This is a genomic window from Anaerovibrio slackiae, assembly GCF_009695585.1.
GTDB classification, from domain to species: Bacteria; Bacillota; Negativicutes; order Selenomonadales; family Selenomonadaceae; genus Anaerovibrio; species Anaerovibrio slackiae.
Map to the genome: position 1 here is coordinate 1 of NZ_VUNR01000024.1, position 20,241 is coordinate 20,241.

General features: G+C 48.5%; 18 protein-coding genes, 6 tRNA genes and 1 rRNA gene. 5 read left to right on the top strand and 20 right to left on the bottom strand.

Annotated elements, in window-relative coordinates; genetic code table 11:
• The 7 genes from FYJ84_RS10810 to FYJ84_RS10840 all read right to left on the bottom strand — a co-directional run.
• Positions 1 to 120: ribosomal RNA gene (locus tag FYJ84_RS10810) — 16S ribosomal RNA — on the bottom strand; the annotation flags it as partial.
• A gap of 424 nt (positions 121 to 544) precedes the next feature.
• A tRNA-Tyr gene (locus tag FYJ84_RS10815) sits at positions 545 to 629 on the bottom strand.
• Positions 630 to 637: 8 nt separating this feature from the next.
• A tRNA-Arg gene (locus FYJ84_RS10820) sits at positions 638 to 715 on the bottom strand.
• A gap of 36 nt (positions 716 to 751) precedes the next feature.
• A tRNA-Ile gene (locus FYJ84_RS10825) sits at positions 752 to 828 on the bottom strand.
• 59 nt (positions 829 to 887) lie between these two features.
• Positions 888 to 963, bottom strand: a tRNA-Gly gene (locus FYJ84_RS10830).
• Between the two features lie 6 nt (positions 964 to 969).
• A tRNA-Gly gene (locus FYJ84_RS10835) sits at positions 970 to 1,045 on the bottom strand.
• 184 nt (positions 1,046 to 1,229) lie between these two features.
• Positions 1,230 to 3,950, bottom strand: a complete 2,721-nt coding sequence (locus tag FYJ84_RS10840) for a heavy metal translocating P-type ATPase (RefSeq protein WP_154407627.1) — start codon at positions 3,948 to 3,950, stop codon at positions 1,230 to 1,232.
• A gap of 294 nt (positions 3,951 to 4,244) precedes the next feature.
• Between FYJ84_RS10840 and FYJ84_RS10845 the strand changes: the two genes are divergently transcribed.
• Positions 4,245 to 5,192, top strand: a complete 948-nt coding sequence (locus tag FYJ84_RS10845; protein WP_205764216.1) for a 5-bromo-4-chloroindolyl phosphate hydrolysis family protein — start codon at positions 4,245 to 4,247, stop codon at positions 5,190 to 5,192.
• On the opposite strand, the gene FYJ84_RS10850 is transcribed toward FYJ84_RS10845, so the two are convergent.
• A complete protein-coding gene (locus FYJ84_RS10850; RefSeq protein ID WP_154407629.1) occupies positions 5,170 to 5,361 on the bottom strand; it encodes a hypothetical protein in 192 nt (63 codons plus the stop codon). The two genes, FYJ84_RS10845 and FYJ84_RS10850, sit on opposite strands and share 23 nt — an antisense overlap.
• An 83-nt stretch (positions 5,362 to 5,444) precedes the next feature.
• Between FYJ84_RS10850 and FYJ84_RS10855 the strand changes: the two genes are divergently transcribed.
• Entirely contained in the window at positions 5,445 to 6,596 is a 1,152-nt protein-coding gene (locus tag FYJ84_RS10855; protein WP_154407630.1) for a toxic anion resistance protein, read from the top strand.
• 50 nt (positions 6,597 to 6,646) lie between these two features.
• On the opposite strand, the gene FYJ84_RS10860 is transcribed toward FYJ84_RS10855, so the two are convergent.
• Positions 6,647 to 6,722, bottom strand: a tRNA-Thr gene (locus tag FYJ84_RS10860).
• A 156-nt stretch (positions 6,723 to 6,878) separates the two neighbouring features.
• Here FYJ84_RS10860 and FYJ84_RS10865 point away from each other — a divergent pair.
• Entirely contained in the window at positions 6,879 to 7,637 is a 759-nt protein-coding gene (locus FYJ84_RS10865; RefSeq protein WP_154407631.1) for a sulfite exporter TauE/SafE family protein, read from the top strand.
• Between the two features lie 120 nt (positions 7,638 to 7,757).
• Here FYJ84_RS10865 and FYJ84_RS10870 read toward each other — a convergent pair whose 3' ends face one another.
• Complete coding sequence (locus FYJ84_RS10870; protein WP_154407632.1) at positions 7,758 to 8,714, bottom strand: hypothetical protein; 957 nt, start codon at positions 8,712 to 8,714, stop codon at positions 7,758 to 7,760.
• Positions 8,715 to 8,745: 31 nt separating this feature from the next.
• A complete protein-coding gene (locus FYJ84_RS10875; protein WP_154407633.1) occupies positions 8,746 to 10,092 on the bottom strand; it encodes an amino acid permease in 1,347 nt (448 codons plus the stop codon).
• Between the two features lie 267 nt (positions 10,093 to 10,359).
• Here FYJ84_RS10875 and FYJ84_RS10880 point away from each other — a divergent pair, with 267 nt between their 5' ends.
• Together FYJ84_RS10880 and FYJ84_RS10885 are read left to right on the top strand one after the other, a co-directional pair.
• Positions 10,360 to 10,848, top strand: a complete 489-nt coding sequence (locus tag FYJ84_RS10880; protein ID WP_154407634.1) for a hypothetical protein — start codon at positions 10,360 to 10,362, stop codon at positions 10,846 to 10,848.
• Between the two features lie 363 nt (positions 10,849 to 11,211).
• Positions 11,212 to 12,612: a Tad domain-containing protein gene (locus FYJ84_RS10885; protein WP_154407635.1), complete on the top strand. Its 1,401-nt coding sequence runs from the start codon at positions 11,212 to 11,214 to the stop codon at positions 12,610 to 12,612.
• Between the two features lie 166 nt (positions 12,613 to 12,778).
• Here FYJ84_RS10885 and FYJ84_RS10890 read toward each other — a convergent pair whose 3' ends face one another.
• The 9 genes from FYJ84_RS10890 to FYJ84_RS10930 form a co-directional block, all read right to left on the bottom strand.
• Complete coding sequence (locus tag FYJ84_RS10890) at positions 12,779 to 14,479, bottom strand: hypothetical protein (protein WP_154407636.1); 1,701 nt, start codon at positions 14,477 to 14,479, stop codon at positions 12,779 to 12,781.
• Positions 14,480 to 14,485: 6 nt separating this feature from the next.
• Positions 14,486 to 16,045, bottom strand: a complete 1,560-nt coding sequence (locus FYJ84_RS10895; protein WP_328596385.1) for an NAD(P)/FAD-dependent oxidoreductase — start codon at positions 16,043 to 16,045, stop codon at positions 14,486 to 14,488.
• Positions 16,042 to 16,548, bottom strand: a complete 507-nt coding sequence (locus tag FYJ84_RS10900) for a GtrA family protein (RefSeq protein WP_154407637.1) — start codon at positions 16,546 to 16,548, stop codon at positions 16,042 to 16,044. Before FYJ84_RS10900 ends, FYJ84_RS10895 begins: the two co-directional genes overlap by 4 nt.
• Before the next feature lie 12 nt (positions 16,549 to 16,560).
• Entirely contained in the window at positions 16,561 to 16,923 is a 363-nt protein-coding gene (locus tag FYJ84_RS10905) for a DUF192 domain-containing protein (protein ID WP_154407638.1), read from the bottom strand.
• A 10-nt stretch (positions 16,924 to 16,933) separates the two neighbouring features.
• A complete protein-coding gene (locus tag FYJ84_RS10910) occupies positions 16,934 to 17,875 on the bottom strand; it encodes a type II secretion system F family protein (RefSeq protein ID WP_154407639.1) in 942 nt (313 codons plus the stop codon).
• The gene (locus FYJ84_RS10915; protein ID WP_154407640.1) at positions 17,875 to 19,260 is read right to left on the bottom strand and encodes a CpaF family protein; all 1,386 of its coding nucleotides are present in this window, start codon (positions 19,258 to 19,260) and stop codon (positions 17,875 to 17,877) included. Before FYJ84_RS10915 ends, FYJ84_RS10910 begins: the two co-directional genes overlap by 1 nt.
• 17 nt (positions 19,261 to 19,277) lie before the next feature.
• A complete protein-coding gene (locus FYJ84_RS10920) occupies positions 19,278 to 19,715 on the bottom strand; it encodes a TadE/TadG family type IV pilus assembly protein (protein WP_154407641.1) in 438 nt (145 codons plus the stop codon).
• A 96-nt stretch (positions 19,716 to 19,811) separates the two neighbouring features.
• Positions 19,812 to 20,009, bottom strand: a complete 198-nt coding sequence (locus FYJ84_RS10925; RefSeq protein WP_154407642.1) for a hypothetical protein — start codon at positions 20,007 to 20,009, stop codon at positions 19,812 to 19,814.
• Positions 20,010 to 20,037: 28 nt separating this feature from the next.
• Complete coding sequence (locus FYJ84_RS10930) at positions 20,038 to 20,223, bottom strand: Flp family type IVb pilin (RefSeq protein ID WP_154407643.1); 186 nt, start codon at positions 20,221 to 20,223, stop codon at positions 20,038 to 20,040.
• Between the last annotated feature and the right edge of the window lie 18 nt (positions 20,224 to 20,241).

A 20,241-nucleotide genomic window follows, 5' to 3' on the forward strand; every position in this document is an offset into this window, starting at 1 on the left:
TTACTCACCCGTTTGCCACTAGGCTCCATAATAGCAAGCTATCACTTCGCCCCGTTCGACTTGCATGTGTTAAGCACGCCGCCAGCGTTCGTCCTGAGCCAGGATCAAACTCTCCAATAAATATATTAGTCTGGACATTAACCAATCAACTTCGCCCTACGGGCTCGTTTCTTGGATGTCCTGACACTCATTTCACAGCCGTTCAGCTATCGCTTCACGGGTGAAATGTAGAAGACCTTGATTGGCTCTCAAAATTATCCATGTAATGGAATTTCAGATTGTGTTTCGCACAAATCTTGTTTGTTTATATTCTGCATCCGCATGGCGGACACAGAATCCAACATCTGGCTTGAAATCATGTGTGCATGATTTCTTATTGCATTGTTTAGTTTTCAAGGAACACTGCCGCTCACTTTACTCTAGGACTTTTGTCTTTGTGCTTTCGTGAGTCAGCTTGTTTATAATACCTTTTTTCTAACCTTTTGTCAAGCACTTTTTAAAATATTTTTAAAAAGTTTTTCAACGGCTTCGAGGCAAGAAAAAATGGTGGGCAGGGATGGATTCGAACCATCGTAGCCTACGGCGACGGATTTACAGTCCGTTCCCTTTAACCACTCGGGCACCTACCCACAAAAAATGGTGACCCAGGAGGGACTCGAACCCCCGACCCTTTGATTCGTAGTCAAATACTCTAATCCAGCTGAGCTACTGAGTCATGTTAAATGTGGTTATTCAGTTTGCTACCAAGAAATGGTGGGCCCACCAGGACTTGAACCTGGGACCGACCGGTTATGAGCCGGTTGCTCTAACCAACTGAGCTATAGGCCCATGACTTTTGATAGAAAATCTCGCACGGCACAAGCAATGCGAGACTCGCAAACATAGTATGGAGCGGAAAACGAGACTCGAACTCGCGACCCCCACCTTGGCAAGGTGATGCTCTACCAACTGAGCTATTTCCGCATGATATGGAGCGGAAAACGAGACTCGAACTCGCGACCCCCACCTTGGCAAGGTGATGCTCTACCAACTGAGCTATTTCCGCATTTTCTCTTTTGTCTCAGCCGCGCCCTGCGTGACTGACAAGGAATATAATACTACTTTCCCCTATCCATGTCAACACTTTTTTATAATTTTTTTTAAAAAAGTGTAAAAAAATTGAAAGAGCCGCTGTATTGCACCGCAGCAGCCCTTTCTTCACAATAAAAAACACACTCTAAAACTGGCTATCACACCAATTCATAGCCAGCTTCTGCAATTACCGACCTGAATTCATCCACAGAAATTTCCCTGTCCGACTCCACCAGGGCCGTCTTCTTTTCCAGATCAACCTCCACAGAAACCACACCGGCCATTTTGCTCAGAGCATCATGCACATGCTTCTGGCAATGCTGGCACATCATGCCTTCGATTTTTAACTCAGCTTTCACTTTGCCATCCTCCTTCTGACATTTATCTTCATAAGCAAATTTATCCTTCTCTGCCCTGCCGGCAGCCAAAGAAACAATTTTCACTTCATTCAGGGCCTCGCCACGCAGCTCGCCTCCATCATCCCCCTGTACGGCGTTTTCCTTTCCCGTCCCCTCACCTGGCAAAGCATCCCGGTCAGGAAATCGGAAGCCTTTCAGCCGCAGGGCATTCAGCACTACGCAGAGACTGCTCATGCTCATGGCTGCCGCCCCGATCATCGGGGACAGCTTCAGCCCGAAAGCGGGATAAAACACGCCTGCTGCCAGCGGAATACCTATAACATTGTAGAAAAACGCCCAAAACAGATTTTCCTTGATATTACGTATCACCGCCCGGCTCAGGGCAATCATATCGGCAATCTGCCGCAAATCGCTGCCTGTCAGCACCACATCCGCGCTTTCCATAGCCACATCCGTGCCTGCACCTACGGCAACACCCACATCAGAGCGCATCAGTGCAGGAGCATCATTGATGCCATCACCTGCCATAGCCACCACGCGTCCTGCCTTCTGCTGCTCCCGGACAAGCCTCTCCTTATCCTGGGGAAGAACACCGGCAAACACCCTGCCTATGCCTGACCGCCGGGCTACTGCCTCCGCCGTAAGCCTGTTATCACCGGTAATCATCATAACATCTATGCCGGAATTTTTCAAAAGCTCCACTGCCTGACGGCTGGAAGCCTTCTCCCTGTCAGCCACGGCAAAAAGCCCCAGCAGGCGGTCTCCGCCTGCCACCAGCAGCACAGTCTTGCCCTCATGGGATAGCTCATCCATGGAGCACCTGTAATCGGCCACATCGAAGCCGCTGCTCTCCATGTACTCACTATTGCCCACAAAAACACGCTCATTTTCCAGCACGCCGGAAATCCCCATGCCCGGCTCGTTGGCAAAATCCTCAAAAGGCAGCAGCCCGATTTCCTTTTCCCCGGCAAAAGAAACTATCGCCTGCCCCAGGGGATGCTGGCTGGCCTGCTCCACAGAAGCAGCCTTCTGCAAAAGCTCCTGAAAATCAGCCCCCAGGCACAGCACATCAGTCACCCTGGGACTGCCCTCCGTTATAGTGCCGGTCTTGTCCAGCATTACGGTGTCAATCCCCCTGGCACGCTCCAGGATTTCCCCGGACTTAATCAAAATTCCCCGTTCAGCCCCCTTGCCAGTGCCCGTCATAATCGCTACCGGCGTGGCCAGTCCCAGCGCACAAGGGCAGGAAATCACCAGCACGGAAATCGCCGCTGAAAAGGCAAATTCCACTCCATACCCCAAAAGCAGCCAGGCAATACCGGTCACAAGGGCAATCCCGATGACAATCGGCACAAAAACGCCGGAAATCCTGTCTGCCAACTTGGCAATAGGCGCCTTGGTGGCACCTGCCTCCTCCACCAGACGTACAATCTGGCTGATGGCAGAATCCGCCCCCACCTTTTCCGCCCGAAACCGGAGATAGCCGTCCAGATTGATGGAGGCAGAAATCACCCTGTCTCCTGCCTTTTTCTGCACGGGCAGTGACTCACCGGTAATCGCCGACTCATCCATGCTGGCACTACCCTCCAGCACGATGCCATCAGCGGCAATGCTGCCCCCCGGCCTGACAATCACCTCATCCCCGGGCACCAGCTCATCAGCGGCAACCTCCACTTCGCTGCCGCCACGCATTACGACAGCAGTCCTGGGCACCAGCCCCATCAGCCTTTGCAGGGCTTCTCCTGTGCTGCTCTTGGCACGGGCTTCCAGGTACTTGCCCACGGTGATCAGCGTCACAATCATGCCCGACGACTCAAAATACAGGCTCTCGCTATAGGCCTCCACCAGCTGCCAGTCACCGTGCCCCATGCCCCAGCTCATGCGGAAAATGGCAAACACGCCAAAAACCGCTGAGGCAGCAGCACCTATGCCCACCAGGCTGTCCATATTGGGGGATCCCCTGAAAAGATTACGAAAGCCGTTGACAAAATACCTGCGGTTCAAAAGCAAAATCGGCAACGTCAAAAGCAGCTGGGCAAATGCCGAAGTCACAGCGTTCTCCCTGCCATGAAAAACCGCCTTGAAGCCATCCCATGGCACGATGCCGAACCACTCCGCCAGCATGTGATGCATAGCTATGTACATCAGCGGCACCAGGAAAACCACCGACCAGGCAAGACGCCTTTTCAGCCCTGCCGCCTCCCTGCCAAGGGTATCCACCAGGCTGTTTCCTGTATCATTTCCCATGCCAGGTTCCGCAGCAGCTCCGCCACTGCCGCCATTTCCCCTGCCATGCCCTGCCCCGGCATCTGCCAGGGCAGCACCGTACCCTGCCTTTTCCACTGCTGCCACAATCTCCCGGGCATTTAGCAGCCCTTCATCATATTCTATCTGCATGCTGCCGGTCAGAAGATTGACTACGGCATTTTGACACCCCGGCAGCCCGTCCACCGCCTTCTGCACCCTGGCAGAGCAGGCGGAGCAGGTCATACCACTGATGATGAATTTTTCCTTTTTCATAACAACCCTCATCTTGATATAGCCATGGCATTGAAGCTATCTTTTTTGATAGCAATTATCGTTATTAATATTATCAATATATTACTAAAATGTCAAATTGTCAACACAATAATAACAAGCATTTCCCGGAGCAAAACTTTTCCCTGCCATTATCTGACAAATTAAAATATTGCTTATTTGCACATTTAATATTAAAATAGACGATAGAACAGATTTCTTTCAAAAATTCTGCATGAACTGCCGTCAGGCAGGCTCAAACAGACGACCAAATATAATCAAATGGAGCGTATTATTATGGATTTTTTACAAAACTTATGCAAGAAAATACTATCTGTCGTGGCACATGCCGCCCTGACCATCACCGGCGCCTTCACCATGCTGCTGAGCCTGGGAGGCTTCCTCTCCGGTGAGCTGATAGGAGGCGGCATCGTCCTTTTGCTGGGTTTCGCCATGACAGCCATCGGCACCCGTAGCTTCTGGTATCCCGGCTACAAGGAAAAGCAGGCTGAAAAAAAGCAGCTGCAGAACATCAAAAACACCTCCCTGGAAAGCGATACGGCACAGCCTGTCACAGATTTTGCCCAGGACAGCTACCAGAAAGCAGTCAGCGACTTCAACGCCCTGAACGGCATCATCAGGCAGCTGCAGGACCAGGAGCTGGCAGAGCAGCTGAAAAAAATGCAGGGCATTGCCCTGCGGATGATTAACTACATGAAGGAGCATCCCGACAAAATTTCCATCGCAGACCAGTTTATCAACTACTATCAGGACAGGGCCCTGTCCCTTTCAAATCAGTTTCTTGAATTTGAGCAGATGGGACTTGGCACGCCGGATGTCAATGCCATCAAAATCAAGACCAAGCACACCCTTGAGTCCTTTGACGAGGCCTACGAGGCGCAGTTCAGCCGCATGCTGACCGACAAAATGCTGGAGGTAGAGTCCGAGCTGAAGGTAGCCCAGCAGATTATGTCGGATGCCGGCATCCAGAATACATCCGGGATTCCTAAATCACATAGAACATCAGATGCCTCAACAAATACTGCATCTACAGCTTACCGCACACCTGATACAGACGGTATGCAGGCACCGTCTTCCCCTGCCAGGGAACTCCCGGACATCACGCCGGAAAACAATCCTTTCAGCATCGACCGTCCCTTCGATATCGACGAAGCTGCCGATGACTATCCCTGTAGAAGCAGGAAAAAGGGGCACTGCCGTCCTAGAGGACGCTTCCAAAAATAAGCCCGCCCTGTCCTCCTTCAAGCCAGGTGACCTCATCACCCTCGCCATCGGCGGCTGGTTCTTCCAGCATGCGGCTGAAAAGCTGCTGCACGGGCATTTCGTCTGGACTGCGATTTTTGCCGCCATCGGCATAAGCATTGCCAAAAAGCCATTGAAAAAAATTTTGCAAAAACTTTTTCCCAATAAAAATATCTGATGCCGTCCGGCACAGCCGGGCTAAATAAACATCACCAACAGGAAAGGATGAATAATATGGCAGAAATCAATCTTGAAGATTTGCTGAAAGCAAAAGCACAGGAAAACACTGCAGCCGCAGCTCCTGTAGCTGTCATCGACCAGCAGCAGGAGATAATGCAGGTAACGCAGCAGACAGAAACCCTGACACCTGCCGAGCGCAAGCAGGTTGAGGAAATAAAATCAAAAATCGACCTGATGAACTCCGGCTATGCCCTGCAATTCGGCTCCGGCGCCCAGAAGAACATGGCAGATTTTTCCGACAGCCTGCTGTCACAGGTACGTACCAAGGACAGCGGCGAGGTGGGTGCACTGCTCACTGACCTGTCCGGCAAAATCAACGAATTCAATCGCAAGGAATCTGACAGCTTCGTAAAGAAGCTTCCCCTCATCGGCGCCCTGGTCAGCAAGGGTGAGACCATGCTGGCCTCCTACGAGAAGCTTTCCACCAAGGTAGACAAGATACAGTCCGAGCTGGAGAAATCCAAGACCACCATGATGAAGGACATAATGCTCTTTGACGCCCTCTATCAGAAAAACCTGGAATACTTCAAGCATCTTGAGCTCTACATCCGCGCCGGTGAGGAAAAGCTGGTGGAGATGCGCAGCACCGTGCTGCCAAAGCTCAGGGCCGATGCCGCCGCTTCTGCCGACCCTATGGCCGGCCAGGTAGTCAGCGACTTTGAGAGCAACGTGGACCGCTTTGAAAAGAAGGTACACGACCTGAAAATCAGCAAGACCATCGCCATCCAGACCGCCCCGCAGCTGAGGCTCATCCAGAACAACGACAAGATTCTGGTGGAAAGGGTACAGAGCGCCATCTACAACGCCATTCCCCTCTGGAAAAATCAGATTGTCATCGCCCTGGGGCTTACCCGTCAGCAGAATGTGCTGAAAATGCAGCAGGCCATCTCCGACACCACCAACGAGCTCTTGAAGCGCAATGCCGAGATGCTGAAAATCAATTCCATCGAAACTGCCAAGGAAAACAACCGCAGCATCGTGGATATTGAAACCGTGAAGAAGGTCAACGATGACCTGGTAACCACCATCGAGGAAACCCTCAAAATCCAGCAGGAAGGACGTCAGGCACGCCAGTCTGCCGAGCAGGAGCTTTTGCAGATTGAAAACCGCCTGAAGGAAACCCTGCTTGCCAACATGAACCGCTGATATATCACACTAAAAAACCCCTGCCTTCCAAGGCAGGGGTACATTTTTTATGGAGCTGGTAGCCAGAATCGAACTGGCGACCTTCGGGTTACGAATCCGATGCACTACCGACTGTGCTATACCAGCGCATTTCCCATTATACGACCAATCATACCATCTGTCAAGAACAAAAGCATTATTCCTGTACAAATAACATCTAACATTCACCTTGCCGGAAAAATATGATATAATGGCAGGGCTGACATCATACAGTAAAACTAATCAAAGGGAGGAAGATGTCTGATGATTTTTCTTGCCATGCTGATTCTGGGCACGATTATAGGCTTTGTAGGGGCAGGCGGTGCCGGAGTGACCATCGCCCTGCTGGTTGTGGGCTTTCATGTTCCCATGCATGCCGCCCTGGCAGTGGCACTGGCTTCCATGATATTCACCACCCTGTCCGGGGCCTACAGCCACTTCCGGGAGGGAGAGGTGGTAGTCAAGACAGGTGCCGTGCTGGGCGTAGGCGGCATGCTGGGCTCCTTCGCCGGTGCCAATGTATCCCTGATGCTGGACGAGGAGCTGGTACGCTACATGACCAGCTACATCATGCTGCTTTCTGCCGTACTGCTCTACCTGAAGGTATATCAGTCAGACTGGCTGAACTCCCTGTTTCACTTTCCTGACCACCTGCTGGAAGGCAAAAAGCTGTACATATACGGCATGCTGGCAGGAACCATCAACGGCTTCATCTCCGGTGCCTTCGGCATCGGTGCTGCCGCCTTTATACAGCTTACCCTGCTGATTATTTTCGGCGTGCCGCTGATACAGGCCATCGGCACCTGCATGATGGTCATCCTGCCTATCTCCGTGGCAGGAGGCCTTGGCTATCTCCTGCAAGGGCAGCTGGACTTCAGCATTTTCCTGCAAACCCTGGCAGGGCAGTTCATCGGTGCCTACCTGGGAGCCAAGCTCACCCACCTGGCGCCCCGCCCTGTCCTCAAATTCTCCATTGTGGCCATGAGCACCGCCGGAGGCGTAATACTGCTTTTCGGTGTCTGACAAAATAACTGCAAATAAAATACAAAATGCTGCGGCATAAATCTGTCATCAGACTGGCTGGCAATCAGCAAGCCCACAGGCAGATATCTGCCGCAGCATTTTTATTTGGCATATTACAAATTACGCTAAAATTTTATTGCAAAGCTCCACCAGCTGCCACTTATTTGCCAGCTCATGTCCCTCCACAAAAGCCTTGATAGCCCGGACCAGCTCAGGCTCTGCATTTTCTGCCTGCAATTCCAGATACGCCTGCAAAAGCTCTCCGGCACGCTTGTATTTTGACAGGCCTGCCACAGGCTCATCCTGCAAGGCATAGCCAATCAGTTTTCCTGCCACAGCAGCCCATGCCGCCCCCTGGGCGGACTGCAGCAAGTCCGCCAGCTTCGTCCGCTTGATGACAGTAATCGCCGAATACTCCGGCATGATTTCATTCTGCCAACCCTCCAGCAGCAGCCAGTCGCGCATTGCCTGGTTTTCCGGCTTCACCATGCTCACCGCATGAATCCTGCCCCAGCCCTTCAGCTTCTTTGCCAGCTCAAAATAAATCTGATTGGCATCCTCATAAGCCCCCAGGGCAAACAGGCAGAAAAGCGTCAGCTCCTCGCAGGCCGCCAGAGTCAGCAATATCTCCTTCAGCTCCTGGTCAGGCTCCCTGTCAAGAATCTCCAAAAGCGTCAGACCAAACTTCACCGACTCAATATCCGGGCTCTTTAAGAGCAAGGTCATAGCAAACTGCCCCAGCCTGTCCGGTGCCAGCTCCCCGGCGTGCTCATAAGCCCATTCCTGCACCTTGTCCATAACAGGCAGCATGACAATCCCCTGGGCAAAGTAGGTAATCAGGGCATTGCCCCCATCCTCAAAACGCCCATCAGAAGCCAGCTTCAATGCCTGCTCCAGCATGGTGATATCCGTATTGCTGGCAGGGCCCATGTAGTACCTGATAGTGCCATCAATGGCACCGTCCGCAAACTGCCGCCCGTCCTGGAGCCTTTCCCGCAGCACAAAACCTTCCGGCATGGTGCCCTCCGCCGTCATCGCCTCCCTGATGCGATTGTAAATAGATTTCTTTTCCGCCATTTTTGTCCCTCTCTTAAATTATCTTATTTTCTCAATTTCTGCTTTTCTTCAGACTGTAGCTGATATACAGAACCAGCAGCCATACAGGCAGCGCCCAGACCGCCATCTGCATATCAGGAATCTGATACATCATGAAAATAACCCCCGCCAGAAAAGCCAGGCAGAAATAATTCAGCCACGGATACAGCCAGGAATGAAAATGCGGTATCTCATGGCCTGTCCGCTGGCAATACTGCCGGAATTTGAGATGGGTAACCGTAATGGAAACCCAGTTGATAACAGCTGAGATGATTACCACCGCAAAAAGATACATAAACACCTGGCTCGGAAACAGGTAATTCATAATGACAATAATAAAGGTAATGCCGGAGGAAATCAGCGTACCGGCTATTGGCACGCCCCGCTTGGAAAGCTTGTGCAGAAGTGCCGGAGCATCCCCCTTGTCGGAAAGGCCATAGAGCATGCGGGAATTGCTGTAAATCGCGGAATTATACACAGAAATTGCTGCTGACAGCACCACCAGGTTTAGGATATGCGCCGCTGCCGGAATCCCCACATTGTCAAAAATCTGCACAAAAGGGCTTGCCTCCATGCCCACCTGATTCCACGGCCACAGGCACATGAGGATAAACATAGTGCCCACATAGAAAATCAGAATACGCCAGATAACCTGGTTGATGGCCTGAGGAATGGATTTGTCAGGATTTTCCGCCTCCCCTGCGGTAATGCCCAACAGCTCGATGCCGCCAAAGGAAAACATCACCACAACGCATGCCATCATCAATCCCCATACGCCGTTAGGCAGATAGCCCCCATGAGCCCAGAGATTGCTCATGCAGTCAGGGAAGCCTGCCGGATTGGAAAACACTAGAAAGCCGCCAAAGATGATCATGCTCAGGATGGCAACCACCTTGATCAGCGCCATCCAAAACTCCGTCTCACCGTATGCCTTGACATTGAACAAATTGATTGCCGTAATCACCACCAGGCAGATAAGGGCGGACAGCCACTGGGGCACATCCGGCAGCCAGTAATTCACATAAATGCCCACAGCCGTCAGCTCAGCCATGCTTACCATAATATAGCAGTACCAATAATTCCAGCCGGACAAAAAGCCCGGAAAATCCCCCCAATACTTGGTGGCATAGTAGCTGAAGGAGCCGGATACAGGCTCATCCACAGCCATTTCTCCCAGCATCCGCATGATAAAATAAATCACCACGCCACCAATCAGATACGCCAGCATTACCGACGGACCTGTCAGGGAAATCGTAGACGCGGAGCCATAAAAAAGCCCCGTTCCGATAGCACTGCCCAGTGCCATCATCTGCAGATGCCTGTTTTTCAGCCCGCGCCTCAATTCTTTCTTTTCTTCCATTGATATTCCTCCAGTGCACACAAAAATACATGCTATCTTTGTGAATTGTCTGCATAACTTATCCACAGGCAGCAGGTAATTGTGGATAAAAAAGTGTATAACCTTATTTTTCCTGCCTCTGCCTATGTAAATCCACATTTTTCTGTGGATAATTAAAGTTACGATGTTGATAATTATAGCATAGTTTGTCTCTTTATCCAACTGCTGTTATAATATATGCTAGATAAATATAGTATTCATGCAACGGATAGAAAGGAAGGCTTGACCATGGCAGGTACTGATACAGATACTACTAATAATACTGGCACAGCTACAGGTACAGACACAGGTACAAGTACAAATACAAAAGAAGCACAGGACAGCAGCACAAAGAAGCTGATAGAAACGCCCCACGGCGTACAGGAAAGCATCAAGATGGATTTGCTGGAAATGATTCAGGAGGGCACAGAGCCCTTTGAAATCATCTATGCCGTAGCCAGATACCTGGAAACTGCCTCAGCAGAACGTGGCTATGCCCAGCACATCATCGACAATATACGCACCATCTACGGCACAGCCCTGGGTGAGCAAAAGCCCCTGGCCGATGAAATAGCCGCCCTGGAAAGCCGCCGCCAGCGCATCCAGGATTACCTTGATGCCACCAAAAAGAATGACACCGTCACCGAGGAAGAACGTGCCCGGCTTAATTTCTCCATCAAGGCCCATGAGCGGAAAATTGAGCGGCTGAAAGGACTTCTGGTAAACACAGAAAAATAATGCATACAAAAACAGGTATTGACCACGTGCGCCGTCCTTCCTGACGGAGCCCATGCCAATACCTGTCTTTTTTGCGCTAAAATAAGGCTGGCTTGCCATAGGATTTTTCAAACCTGCCAGAGAGAGAGAAATATACCTTGACATTATGATTGTATATAGCAACTAAAGCAATAACAGGACAGGAGGAGACAGGCACACATCTTCCCCTGCTCTTTCAATTTCTAAAATAAGCACATAGCATCACAAAAATCAGATTGTCCCCACCAAATTTCCACATAATTGGGACTAAAGACTATTGCCAAACTAAACAATTTCAGCATAATATAGACTGTATAGGATGAACGTTGCAGGAGGGATACAAGCATGTTTATTGGCTTAAAAAATTATATATCAGACATATCTTCCAAGGCACAAAAGGGACAGATTATCGTATTTACAGCAGTCCTGCTGCCATTGCTGATAGCTGCCACCGGCTTTACTGTAGATTTCGGCAATATGTACATGCACAAATCAAGGCTGCAAAATGCAGCAGATGCGGCAGCCATAGCCGGAGGGCACAGTTTCGTACAAAATAATGATACACTAAGCAACCATCCACATGCCGATGAAGCTGCCGAGAAATCTATCGATCTTAATCACCCCAAAATTGCTAATATAATTCGTGACTACAAGGCCAGAAACACAGACCAGGGAATAACCATCTACCGTGTACATCTTACTGAATCTGTACCTGTCTACTTTCTCAGTTTTTTTGGTGTAGGAGATTCCACTGATGTCACTGCTGAAAGCTTTGCTCAGATAGCCTATACTGGTGGAAGCAGCGGCGGTTCTCTATTCGATAACCTTTTTTCCTATGGCAGTGGCGGGTTCAGATCCATCAATGCCAGCCAAAATCCTGATAATCCTTCTATTTCCCAAATTTTAGATGCCTCATTCTACCAAGGTCGAATTGTCGGTATGGGGGCAGATGCAGATATGACAAAAAATTACCGCCATGAACTATTGAATCTCAATGCAAAGGCTCATTACCAGGATGGTTCCTTTACTTCTATGCAGGACGCCATCAATTACTCAAATGCACATCCCGATGACACGATGCTTGTTACTCCGGAGCAGGATTTAAATACCAGCCTTGATTATAAATTGGCCGAAATCCTCGGTAATGCAAAAGCCGACTTGGCAAAAAACAAGCTGATATGGACTAACGAGAATAATATCGGCAACATAAAAGCTCAGGTTATGTCCAAGGACATAGATTATATCTACAATCCAACCACAAATACACCTGAGTATGGCCCTGGCGGCAATACAGAATTTAAAATAAACGACTATATTCCTGCTAATGGAGCTGACAAGGATACTCCTCTTTTCGTCGTAGTTGATCCGCCAAAAAATCCTTGGTATGACGGCGAAGGATGCTACGGATCGCACAAATTGACTTTGCAGGGCTATAACATGCCTGCGGACAGCCGTCCTATCGTATATGTATATACAGGCACAGGTACCATCAATATAGAAGCAAACAATTCCACCTTCTATGGGGCCATTTATGCCCCTTATGCCAATATACACATGAATGATCAGGGACTTACCTTCCATGGCTCCATCTTGTCTAAAGGCTTGGAAATTACAGGCAAAAGTACCTACATTTATAAAAAATTCCTAAGTGATAGTGCAGGCACAGGCAGCAGTGGCAATGGCACAGGCGGCAACGCAAACGTCAGCCTTGCTTCCCCGCCTGCCGATATTGACTGGAATGATTAATAATAAAACAAAGTGACTGTTACATGAATGATTTTACAATGATAGAAAAGAGTCCTCAAGGGTGCTTAATCTCTCATCTTATTTCATAATGTACAGCCACTTTTTATTTACAATAAATACATTATATCAACAATTAATTCATTGCAGAAAACATAGCGCGGATTCCTCATCTTTTTACTTCATACAATCTATATTTAAGCGGCTCTGCGCCTTCTTCAGATGACTCTTCCGTAGTACCAGCCTCATCAGAATCATATAGCAACAGATAATCGTCATCATCCTGCAAAGATTCATACAAAGCCTCATAATTGTTTACCAAAATATGCGTAAAGTGATAATTTTCCATAAACTCTTTATAATTTATCCGTCCATTGCACAGCATCATATATTCATGAAAAATATCTTTTTGAGCATTAACCTGCTTTATGAATACCTCTGCCCGTGCATCCATGTAACAGCGCAAACCATGAAATTCCAAATAGCCTCCCTCCGTATAGCCGGTCCAAACGGACAATTCTTCACTAGAGCCACGCTGCTGCAAAATTTCCACGCAATCATCCCATGCCCTTGACATAATAACCTCATCAGGCACTTTGCTCTTGAATGGTATCATAGCAGCCACCACCAATGCTGTTATTGCTATAACCATGCCAGCACCACCCTCCCTTGAAATTATTTTTCTTCCCAGAAAGGCAGCTAGGGCAACTATCATTGATAGCCCAACCGCAGCAATGACAAAAATACCACCTTCATATTGACCAAGCACACATTTATGGAAAAACTCCCTGCTTTGCCAAAGAGATACCAGCGATAAGAACGATAAAGCAAGCATAAATCCATAACGTATTCGCACGGATTTTACATCATTGGACAGCCTTATATCCAATCCTTTCCAATTACGATAAACATAAGCTACACCAAGGCCACCAAACAGCAAATATAAAAAAAGGCTTCTGATTGCCAACAGGCTCATCAAGGCTGTCCCTGCTGACAATAGAATATAATGCAAAGGAACCTTGTTCCTGCTGTACACAGCAGTTACAGCAAACATTGAAACAATTGGCAGCCCTAGCCATGTCCGTATCGACACCACCGCCATTTCATTTATATACCTATTGATTTCGACAATTCCGTATGAATAATATGTATAGGTCATAGCCTCAATGCCATACGGATTTACAAAAGCTGCTGCCAGCATTAAAGCTGCCAGCAAGATAATCTTTCGCCAAGTCCATGCGACAGTACACTTGCCTAGAAAGCCTATACGGCCACCAATAACCATTTCTGCCAAGTACGGCAGCAAGAATACAAAAAGCATCGGCCACATGGCTGCGTGCAAATTAATCAGCAAAACGGATAATAGCGGAAACAACGCAAAAAGCCATTTGCTCTGTTTATGGGAATAATATTCCAGCAAAAATATCTCAAGCATAAAAATCAGATGTGAAGCTACCCAGGGACGCTGGCAGACGAAGCCAGCACAAAAAAGTATGCCTATAAAACATGTCATAATAGCGGATAAATCAAAATTGCCCCTGCTCACCAAATAATTTAATTTGAAAAAAACATACAAAAGAACAGCCCCTGCTGCCCATTGAAACACTATCAGCCCTGATAAGCCCCAGGCTGCATATATTTTCCACAGCATCAAGGCAAACAGCCATTGCTGCATCACGAAATGCAAATTCTCATGCACGGTAAAGGGCTCCACATGAGGTATGCCATAGGTTTCTACATATCTGCCGCTATTCAGCAAAAACCATACATCATTATTTATAGAGTTTCCTACGAAAATAACGCCTAAAAACATAGTAATTGCCAGAAAAACCTTTTTAACATCCCAATTGCTGCCTGAAAAAAATCTCATCGCCAATTATCCCTTCTGCCGTACCTCATGATAGTTTTCTTCCGTATTGACCTGCCACAGGGCTCGCTTATCCTGACTGCCAGACTTAATAACACGGACAGCCTCTATAGCCGTAAGCATGGAATGATCCATATTGTTATAACGATGCTGCCCATTACGGCCAATGCAGTACAGATTAGGTATAGTATCTAGATATTCCCGTACCTTGCAAAAATCCTTATAGGAGCCAAAATATGCCGGATAGGCCTTTTCCATTCTGACAACGCAGCCCTTTTCCACACAGTTATGCCGTATAATGCCAATGTTTTCCAACTCCCTGACAGCAAAGGCAAGAAAATCCTCATCCTGCATCTGCCACATTTCATCCCCCTGCTGACAGAAATATTCCAGTCCCAGCCAGACCTTGCTTTCAGGGCTTTCCACCAGATATGGTGACCAATTGTTGAACACTTGCAAACGCCCCAGCTTCACATCAGGCTCCTGTATATAAATCCAGCAATCAGGCACAATATTCCCCAAAGTCTTGTGGTGTGTCTGATTATCAATCTCCAAGCGGTCAACCAAAAGACCTGCCGTCATAAAATCACGATATGGTAGCTTATCGCCTATTGCCTGTACCTCATCAGGCACACCGTAACCAGACAGCGTATGAAGCAGCTGGGAAATAGGCATGCTGGAAATTACATAATCCGCATCCAGCCTTTCCCTGCCATTACCACACTCATAAACCACACCGGCAAGATCACCAGATGTACCCGGCAACAGTTCCACCGCCTCGCAGCCCATGCGTATTTCACCGCCCATAGCCAGTACCTCGTCACGCATTCTTTCCCACAGCTGCCCCGGACCATATTTAGGATAACGAAATTTTTCTATCAAGGAAGCCTCGGATTCCTGCCGCTTTATCCTCAAAGCCCGTTGCAGGAAATCGGACAACACCTTGCTAATCGATACCCCCTTGATGCGCTGGCTGCCCCAGTCTGCGCCAATATCCCTCGGATGCCTGCCCCAGACCTTTTCCGTATACTTCTCAAAAAAAATCTCGTACAGCCTCCTGCCAAAGCGGTTAATCATGAAATCCTCCAGATTATTTTCCTGCCGCTTCTTGAGTACAGCCTGTAAATAACTGAAACATATCCCAGCCATACGCGAAAGACCAAGATTTCTTATGGTTTCCCAGCCCAAGGAAACAGGATAGGCAAAAAAATGCCGCAGATAAAAAATTCTGGAGATACGCTGGCGATTGAGAAAGACAGCATCGCACTGTTCCGGATCTGCGCCGCCTTGCACCAGTTCAACATGCCTGCCTAACAGCTTGTCATCCAATGCTGGTGCTCCCTGGGGTGGCAATAATTTTTCCCACAGGGCAGCCACCTCATCATTTTTGGTAAAAAAACGATGGCCGCCTATATCCATCCTATTCCCTTCAAAATTCACAGTCCGAGACAAGCCACCCACCACATTATCCTTTTCAATGATAACAGGCTTGATGTCGGTTTCTTTCAGCAAATAATAGGCTGCCGTCAGCCCTGCTGGTCCTGCCCCGATAATTATCGCTGTCTTCACCTTGCTGCTTCCTCCTCAACCTTCACCCTCGTGCTTCCGTCTGCCGTAAATACCAAAAGCTTTCGTCCTAAATAATTCCACAAAAACACAATGCTAGTTACTACCAGCTTCACCAGCAAATAATTCACCTGCAAAAGGTCAACACCTGCATACATGCTCACTTCCGTCAACATCAATCCGGCAACGCCTACAAGCCCAATCCCTGCCACATCCCTGACATTCCTGCCCCGCCTATCAGCCACTACAGCCGGAGCCCTAAAGACATACCTGACCGACAAAAAGGTATTAATCGCCAAACCGCCTAAAAATCCCCCAAAAGCTGCCCAATATACGCCTGCATAGCCTGTGCAGATATACTCACGCAACACATATAAGAGACCAAAATCCACCACGAAGGAAAGACCACCTGCCAAACCATATCGAAGCAGCTCCTGCCAATTCTTGTATTGCTTGCAATCACATGAGATATAATCACTTTTTCTTTCTGCCAGTATCGCTTCCATAACCCATGCTCCCTACTTGTCCTTCTGCATAAACCTCTTACCGACAGCCAGCCCATAATGCGCAATAGAACCTATCGGCAATTCCAGCACCGCCCAGGTTCCCTTTTTGAAGCAGGCACTAATGCCCAGCCATGGACGCACATTTTTCACTGTCTTCACCACGGTATAATCCTTAGCCAGATACACCACATCAATAGCAAAACGCATAAACATCATGTGGATGCTATTGCAAGGAGCAATCAATAGCCCCGTTCCCAGCGGCAGGCTTTCCGGGCTTCTCAGCATCAGCCCACGCAATCTCTGCAAAAAATTATCCGCAACCTGAACCCGAAGTTCCAGCTGCGGATTATCCAAAAACAAACTAACAATTTTCATATCAGTTGACTCACTTAATAAAATTTTTCATCATATTCAACAGAGCCGGTAAAAGCACAATGACGAATATTGACGGAAAAATAAACAAGACTAAAGGAAAAATCATCTTGACAGGTGCTTTCATAGCCTCTGCCTTGACGGTCTGACGCCGCCGCTCGCGCATATTGATAGCCTGATTATTCAAAGTTTTGCCTAAGCTGGTTCCCAGCCGCTCCGCCTGAATAATCGCCGTAACAAAAAGGGCAACCTCCTGCACCTCGCACCGCTCTCCCATCATGCGGAGAGCCTGCCTGCGTGGCAGTCCCATGCGCACATCATCCAGCATCCTTGAACATTCCTCTATCAGAGGCCCCTTCATGCGCTCTACGATGCGCCGCAGGGCTGCATCAAAGGACAAACCTGCCTGCACGCTTACACAGAGCAAATCCAGCACCTCCGGCAGCTGCTTCGTAATCAGCTTCTGCCTTTTCTGTGCCATAATCCTCAGCATAATCCAAGGCAAGGCAGCCCCCAGAGCCGTAAACAAAATCATCACCATTACCAGCTGAACAGGTGCCAGGTCAGGCCGCCCGTATACATACTTGATGGCAATGACAATCACCACGAGAACTACAATCACCCAAAAAACAGCATATCCCTGGGCTGTCCACACACGCCCCTTACCAGCCGTCACCAGCTTTCGCTCAAGAGCAGCTGACCAGGCAGCAGGAGCCAGCCTGGTAATCAGATTCCCCAAATAATGGCCCAATGGTGTAATGACACGCTCACGAAAACCGGGAATCTCATCTTTGTTGTAATCAGTCCGCCGGATTTTTTTGCCTTCATATCCTTCATCAAGGGATTTCAGTCTTTCAGTCAGTTCCTTCTGAGGTATTACCTTAGCCTTGATGATAGCATACATGATGGCAAAAGCCAGCAAAGCCACTGAAAGAGAAAATACTGCTAACAGCATCAGTAATACCTCCCCCCGGCTTCCTCATCCGGCATGAAGAAGTCCTCCGGCAGCTCAACGCCGTTTGTTTGGAACTTTTCCATAAACCCCGGCTGCATACCCGTAGAAACAAAATGACCGGTCAGCTTGCCATCTGCATCCATGCCCGTCTGCTCAAAACGGAACAAATCCTGGGTGGTTATTACATCACCTTCCATGTGCTGCACTTCGGTAATATAGGTGATTTTACGAGAGCCATCCTTGAGCCGGGACTGCTGCAAAATCAGCTCAATAGCAGAAGAAATCTGCTCACGAATAGCACGGACAGGCATCTCAAAGCCCGCCATCAGCACCATGGTCTCCAGACGGCTGAGGGCATCCCTTGGCGTATTGGCATGAGCCGTAGTCAGGGAACCATCATGACCTGTGTTCATGGCCTGCAGCATATCAAGAGCCTCGCCGGAACGAACCTCGCCTACAATGATGCGGTCAGGACGCATACGCAGTGCATTCTTCACTAAGTCACGGATAGTAATCTGACCGGAACCTTCAATATTGGCAGGCCTTGACTCCAGCGTTACTACATGGGTCTGCTGCAGCTTCAGCTCCGCCGCATCCTCTATAGTGACTATACGCTCATTCTCAGGAATAAATGAAGATAGCACATTCAGTGTAGTGGTCTTGCCGGAGCCAGTACCCCCTGATACGAGGATATTTATTCTCGCCTGAATACATGCCTTGATAAAATCAGCCATCTTCCTGTCCAGTGTGCCGAAGCTGATGAGGTTTTCTACCGAAAGAGCCTTCTGGGCAAACTTACGAATGGTGATGCATGGACCACACAGTGCCAAAGGCGGAATAATGATATTTACACGGGAACCGTCTTTCAGGCGGGCATCCACCAACGGCGTGGACTCATCAATATGCCTGCCAATAGGTGACAAAATACGCTCAATAATATTCATCACATGAGCATCATCATGAAACTGCACCCCGGAAAGCTGCAGCTTGCCCATGCGCTCAATAAACACCTTCTTGGGCCCATTGACCATAATCTCTGTAATGGATGGGTCCTTTAATAGTGACTCGATAGGACCCAGCCCCAGCATTTCATCTCTCAGGTCAGAAACAATCCGCCCCCGCTCGCTGACAGGGACAGCAAAAGGATTATCCTCCAGCACCTTGTCCACATAGTTGCCTATAACCTGCTCCACCTCGGCAGCATCCTGCTGCACGGCAGACAAAACCATCTGCTCGGTAGGCGTCATCTGCTCCACAATAATCTTATGGACAGACTGCTTAATAGTCTGATAATCATTATCTACTGTTTCTGATGAAATAGTAGCAAAAATCTGTACCTGGACATTCGGCTGATTGCCACGCCCCAATTTCTCCAATAATGTCAAGACCTTCACATCCTTTGCTACTTTCTATCCGTATACATAGTATAAGTGATGCTCATTGCATCGCCTATGCTATTTCCCAGCATGTTATTAACGGCATTGGCAATAGCGCTATCCTTGCTTAGCTTTGCCTGAGCCCGTACCACCACATTGTGACGATCAGCATCATAGGTAACAGACAAAAAATCATTATTGTTGCCATTCTTGCTGTCAGGCTGCCACACATATATATCGCTTACCATGGTAATGCCACTGGTAGCGTTCCTGATAATGGTTTTATAATCATCATCAGTGCTTTTTAGTGAAGCCTCATGGGCTACACTGCGCACTGTATTACTCATAGTCAGATAATCACTGAATGCCATGCCAAAATAAATGACACCCATGGACAGCAGCAAAAACAATGGCAGCACCACGGCAAACTCTACTATCCCCTGTGCCCTTTGTCCTCTCAGCATACCGCCGCCTCCTCAAACCTATACAAACAAGCAATCTCAAAAATCATACCGCCTGCGACTTCCATCACAGGCGGTCATACCATCTTGCAAAACCGGCTATCCGCCGACTACTAACTGCACTTTGGCTACAATTTCGGCAAAGTTCTCCAGGACAGCCTCCTTCAGGGCACTATCTCCAGCCAAGGTGGCAGCCAGTGCCAAAACTGCTACGAAAGCCAACAGCAGGGCATACTCCACCATGCCTTGAGCGTTCTGTTTTCCACACCAGCAGTCACTGAAAAAAACTATCAGCATATCCATTGCTCTCTAATTTTAGTTCAACTTAACGCTTAGTAACCTGATTGGTAGTATCACTGAATACATTCTTGATAGCCTCGCTCAGACCGCCACTTTGTGTCAGCACAATAGCCAGAACTACAACAAATGCCAAAATCAGGGCGTACTCTACGATACCCTGCGCCTTCTGGCTCAGGTAACGATTCTTGAGATGAGTTAAAATAGTGAACATAATTCATTCCTCCTATGA

Coding starts and splice junctions, on each gene's coding strand:
- FYJ84_RS10840 (WP_154407627.1), bottom strand. CDS start 3,950: ATGAAAAAGGAAAAATTCATCATCAGTGGTATGACCTGCTCCGCCTGC.
- FYJ84_RS10845 (WP_205764216.1), top strand. CDS start 4,245: ATGGATTTTTTACAAAACTTATGCAAGAAAATACTATCTGTCGTGGCA.
- FYJ84_RS10855 (WP_154407630.1), top strand. CDS start 5,445: ATGGCAGAAATCAATCTTGAAGATTTGCTGAAAGCAAAAGCACAGGAA.
- FYJ84_RS10865 (WP_154407631.1), top strand. CDS start 6,879: ATGATTTTTCTTGCCATGCTGATTCTGGGCACGATTATAGGCTTTGTA.
- FYJ84_RS10870 (WP_154407632.1), bottom strand. CDS start 8,714: ATGGCGGAAAAGAAATCTATTTACAATCGCATCAGGGAGGCGATGACG.
- FYJ84_RS10875 (WP_154407633.1), bottom strand. CDS start 10,092: ATGGAAGAAAAGAAAGAATTGAGGCGCGGGCTGAAAAACAGGCATCTG.
- FYJ84_RS10880 (WP_154407634.1), top strand. CDS start 10,360: ATGGCAGGTACTGATACAGATACTACTAATAATACTGGCACAGCTACA.
- FYJ84_RS10885 (WP_154407635.1), top strand. CDS start 11,212: ATGTTTATTGGCTTAAAAAATTATATATCAGACATATCTTCCAAGGCA.
- FYJ84_RS10890 (WP_154407636.1), bottom strand. CDS start 14,479: ATGAGATTTTTTTCAGGCAGCAATTGGGATGTTAAAAAGGTTTTTCTG.
- FYJ84_RS10900 (WP_154407637.1), bottom strand. CDS start 16,548: ATGGAAGCGATACTGGCAGAAAGAAAAAGTGATTATATCTCATGTGAT.
- FYJ84_RS10905 (WP_154407638.1), bottom strand. CDS start 16,923: ATGAAAATTGTTAGTTTGTTTTTGGATAATCCGCAGCTGGAACTTCGG.
- FYJ84_RS10910 (WP_154407639.1), bottom strand. CDS start 17,875: ATGCTGTTAGCAGTATTTTCTCTTTCAGTGGCTTTGCTGGCTTTTGCC.
- FYJ84_RS10920 (WP_154407641.1), bottom strand. CDS start 19,715: ATGCTGAGAGGACAAAGGGCACAGGGGATAGTAGAGTTTGCCGTGGTG.
- FYJ84_RS10925 (WP_154407642.1), bottom strand. CDS start 20,009: ATGCTGATAGTTTTTTTCAGTGACTGCTGGTGTGGAAAACAGAACGCT.
- FYJ84_RS10930 (WP_154407643.1), bottom strand. CDS start 20,223: ATGTTCACTATTTTAACTCATCTCAAGAATCGTTACCTGAGCCAGAAG.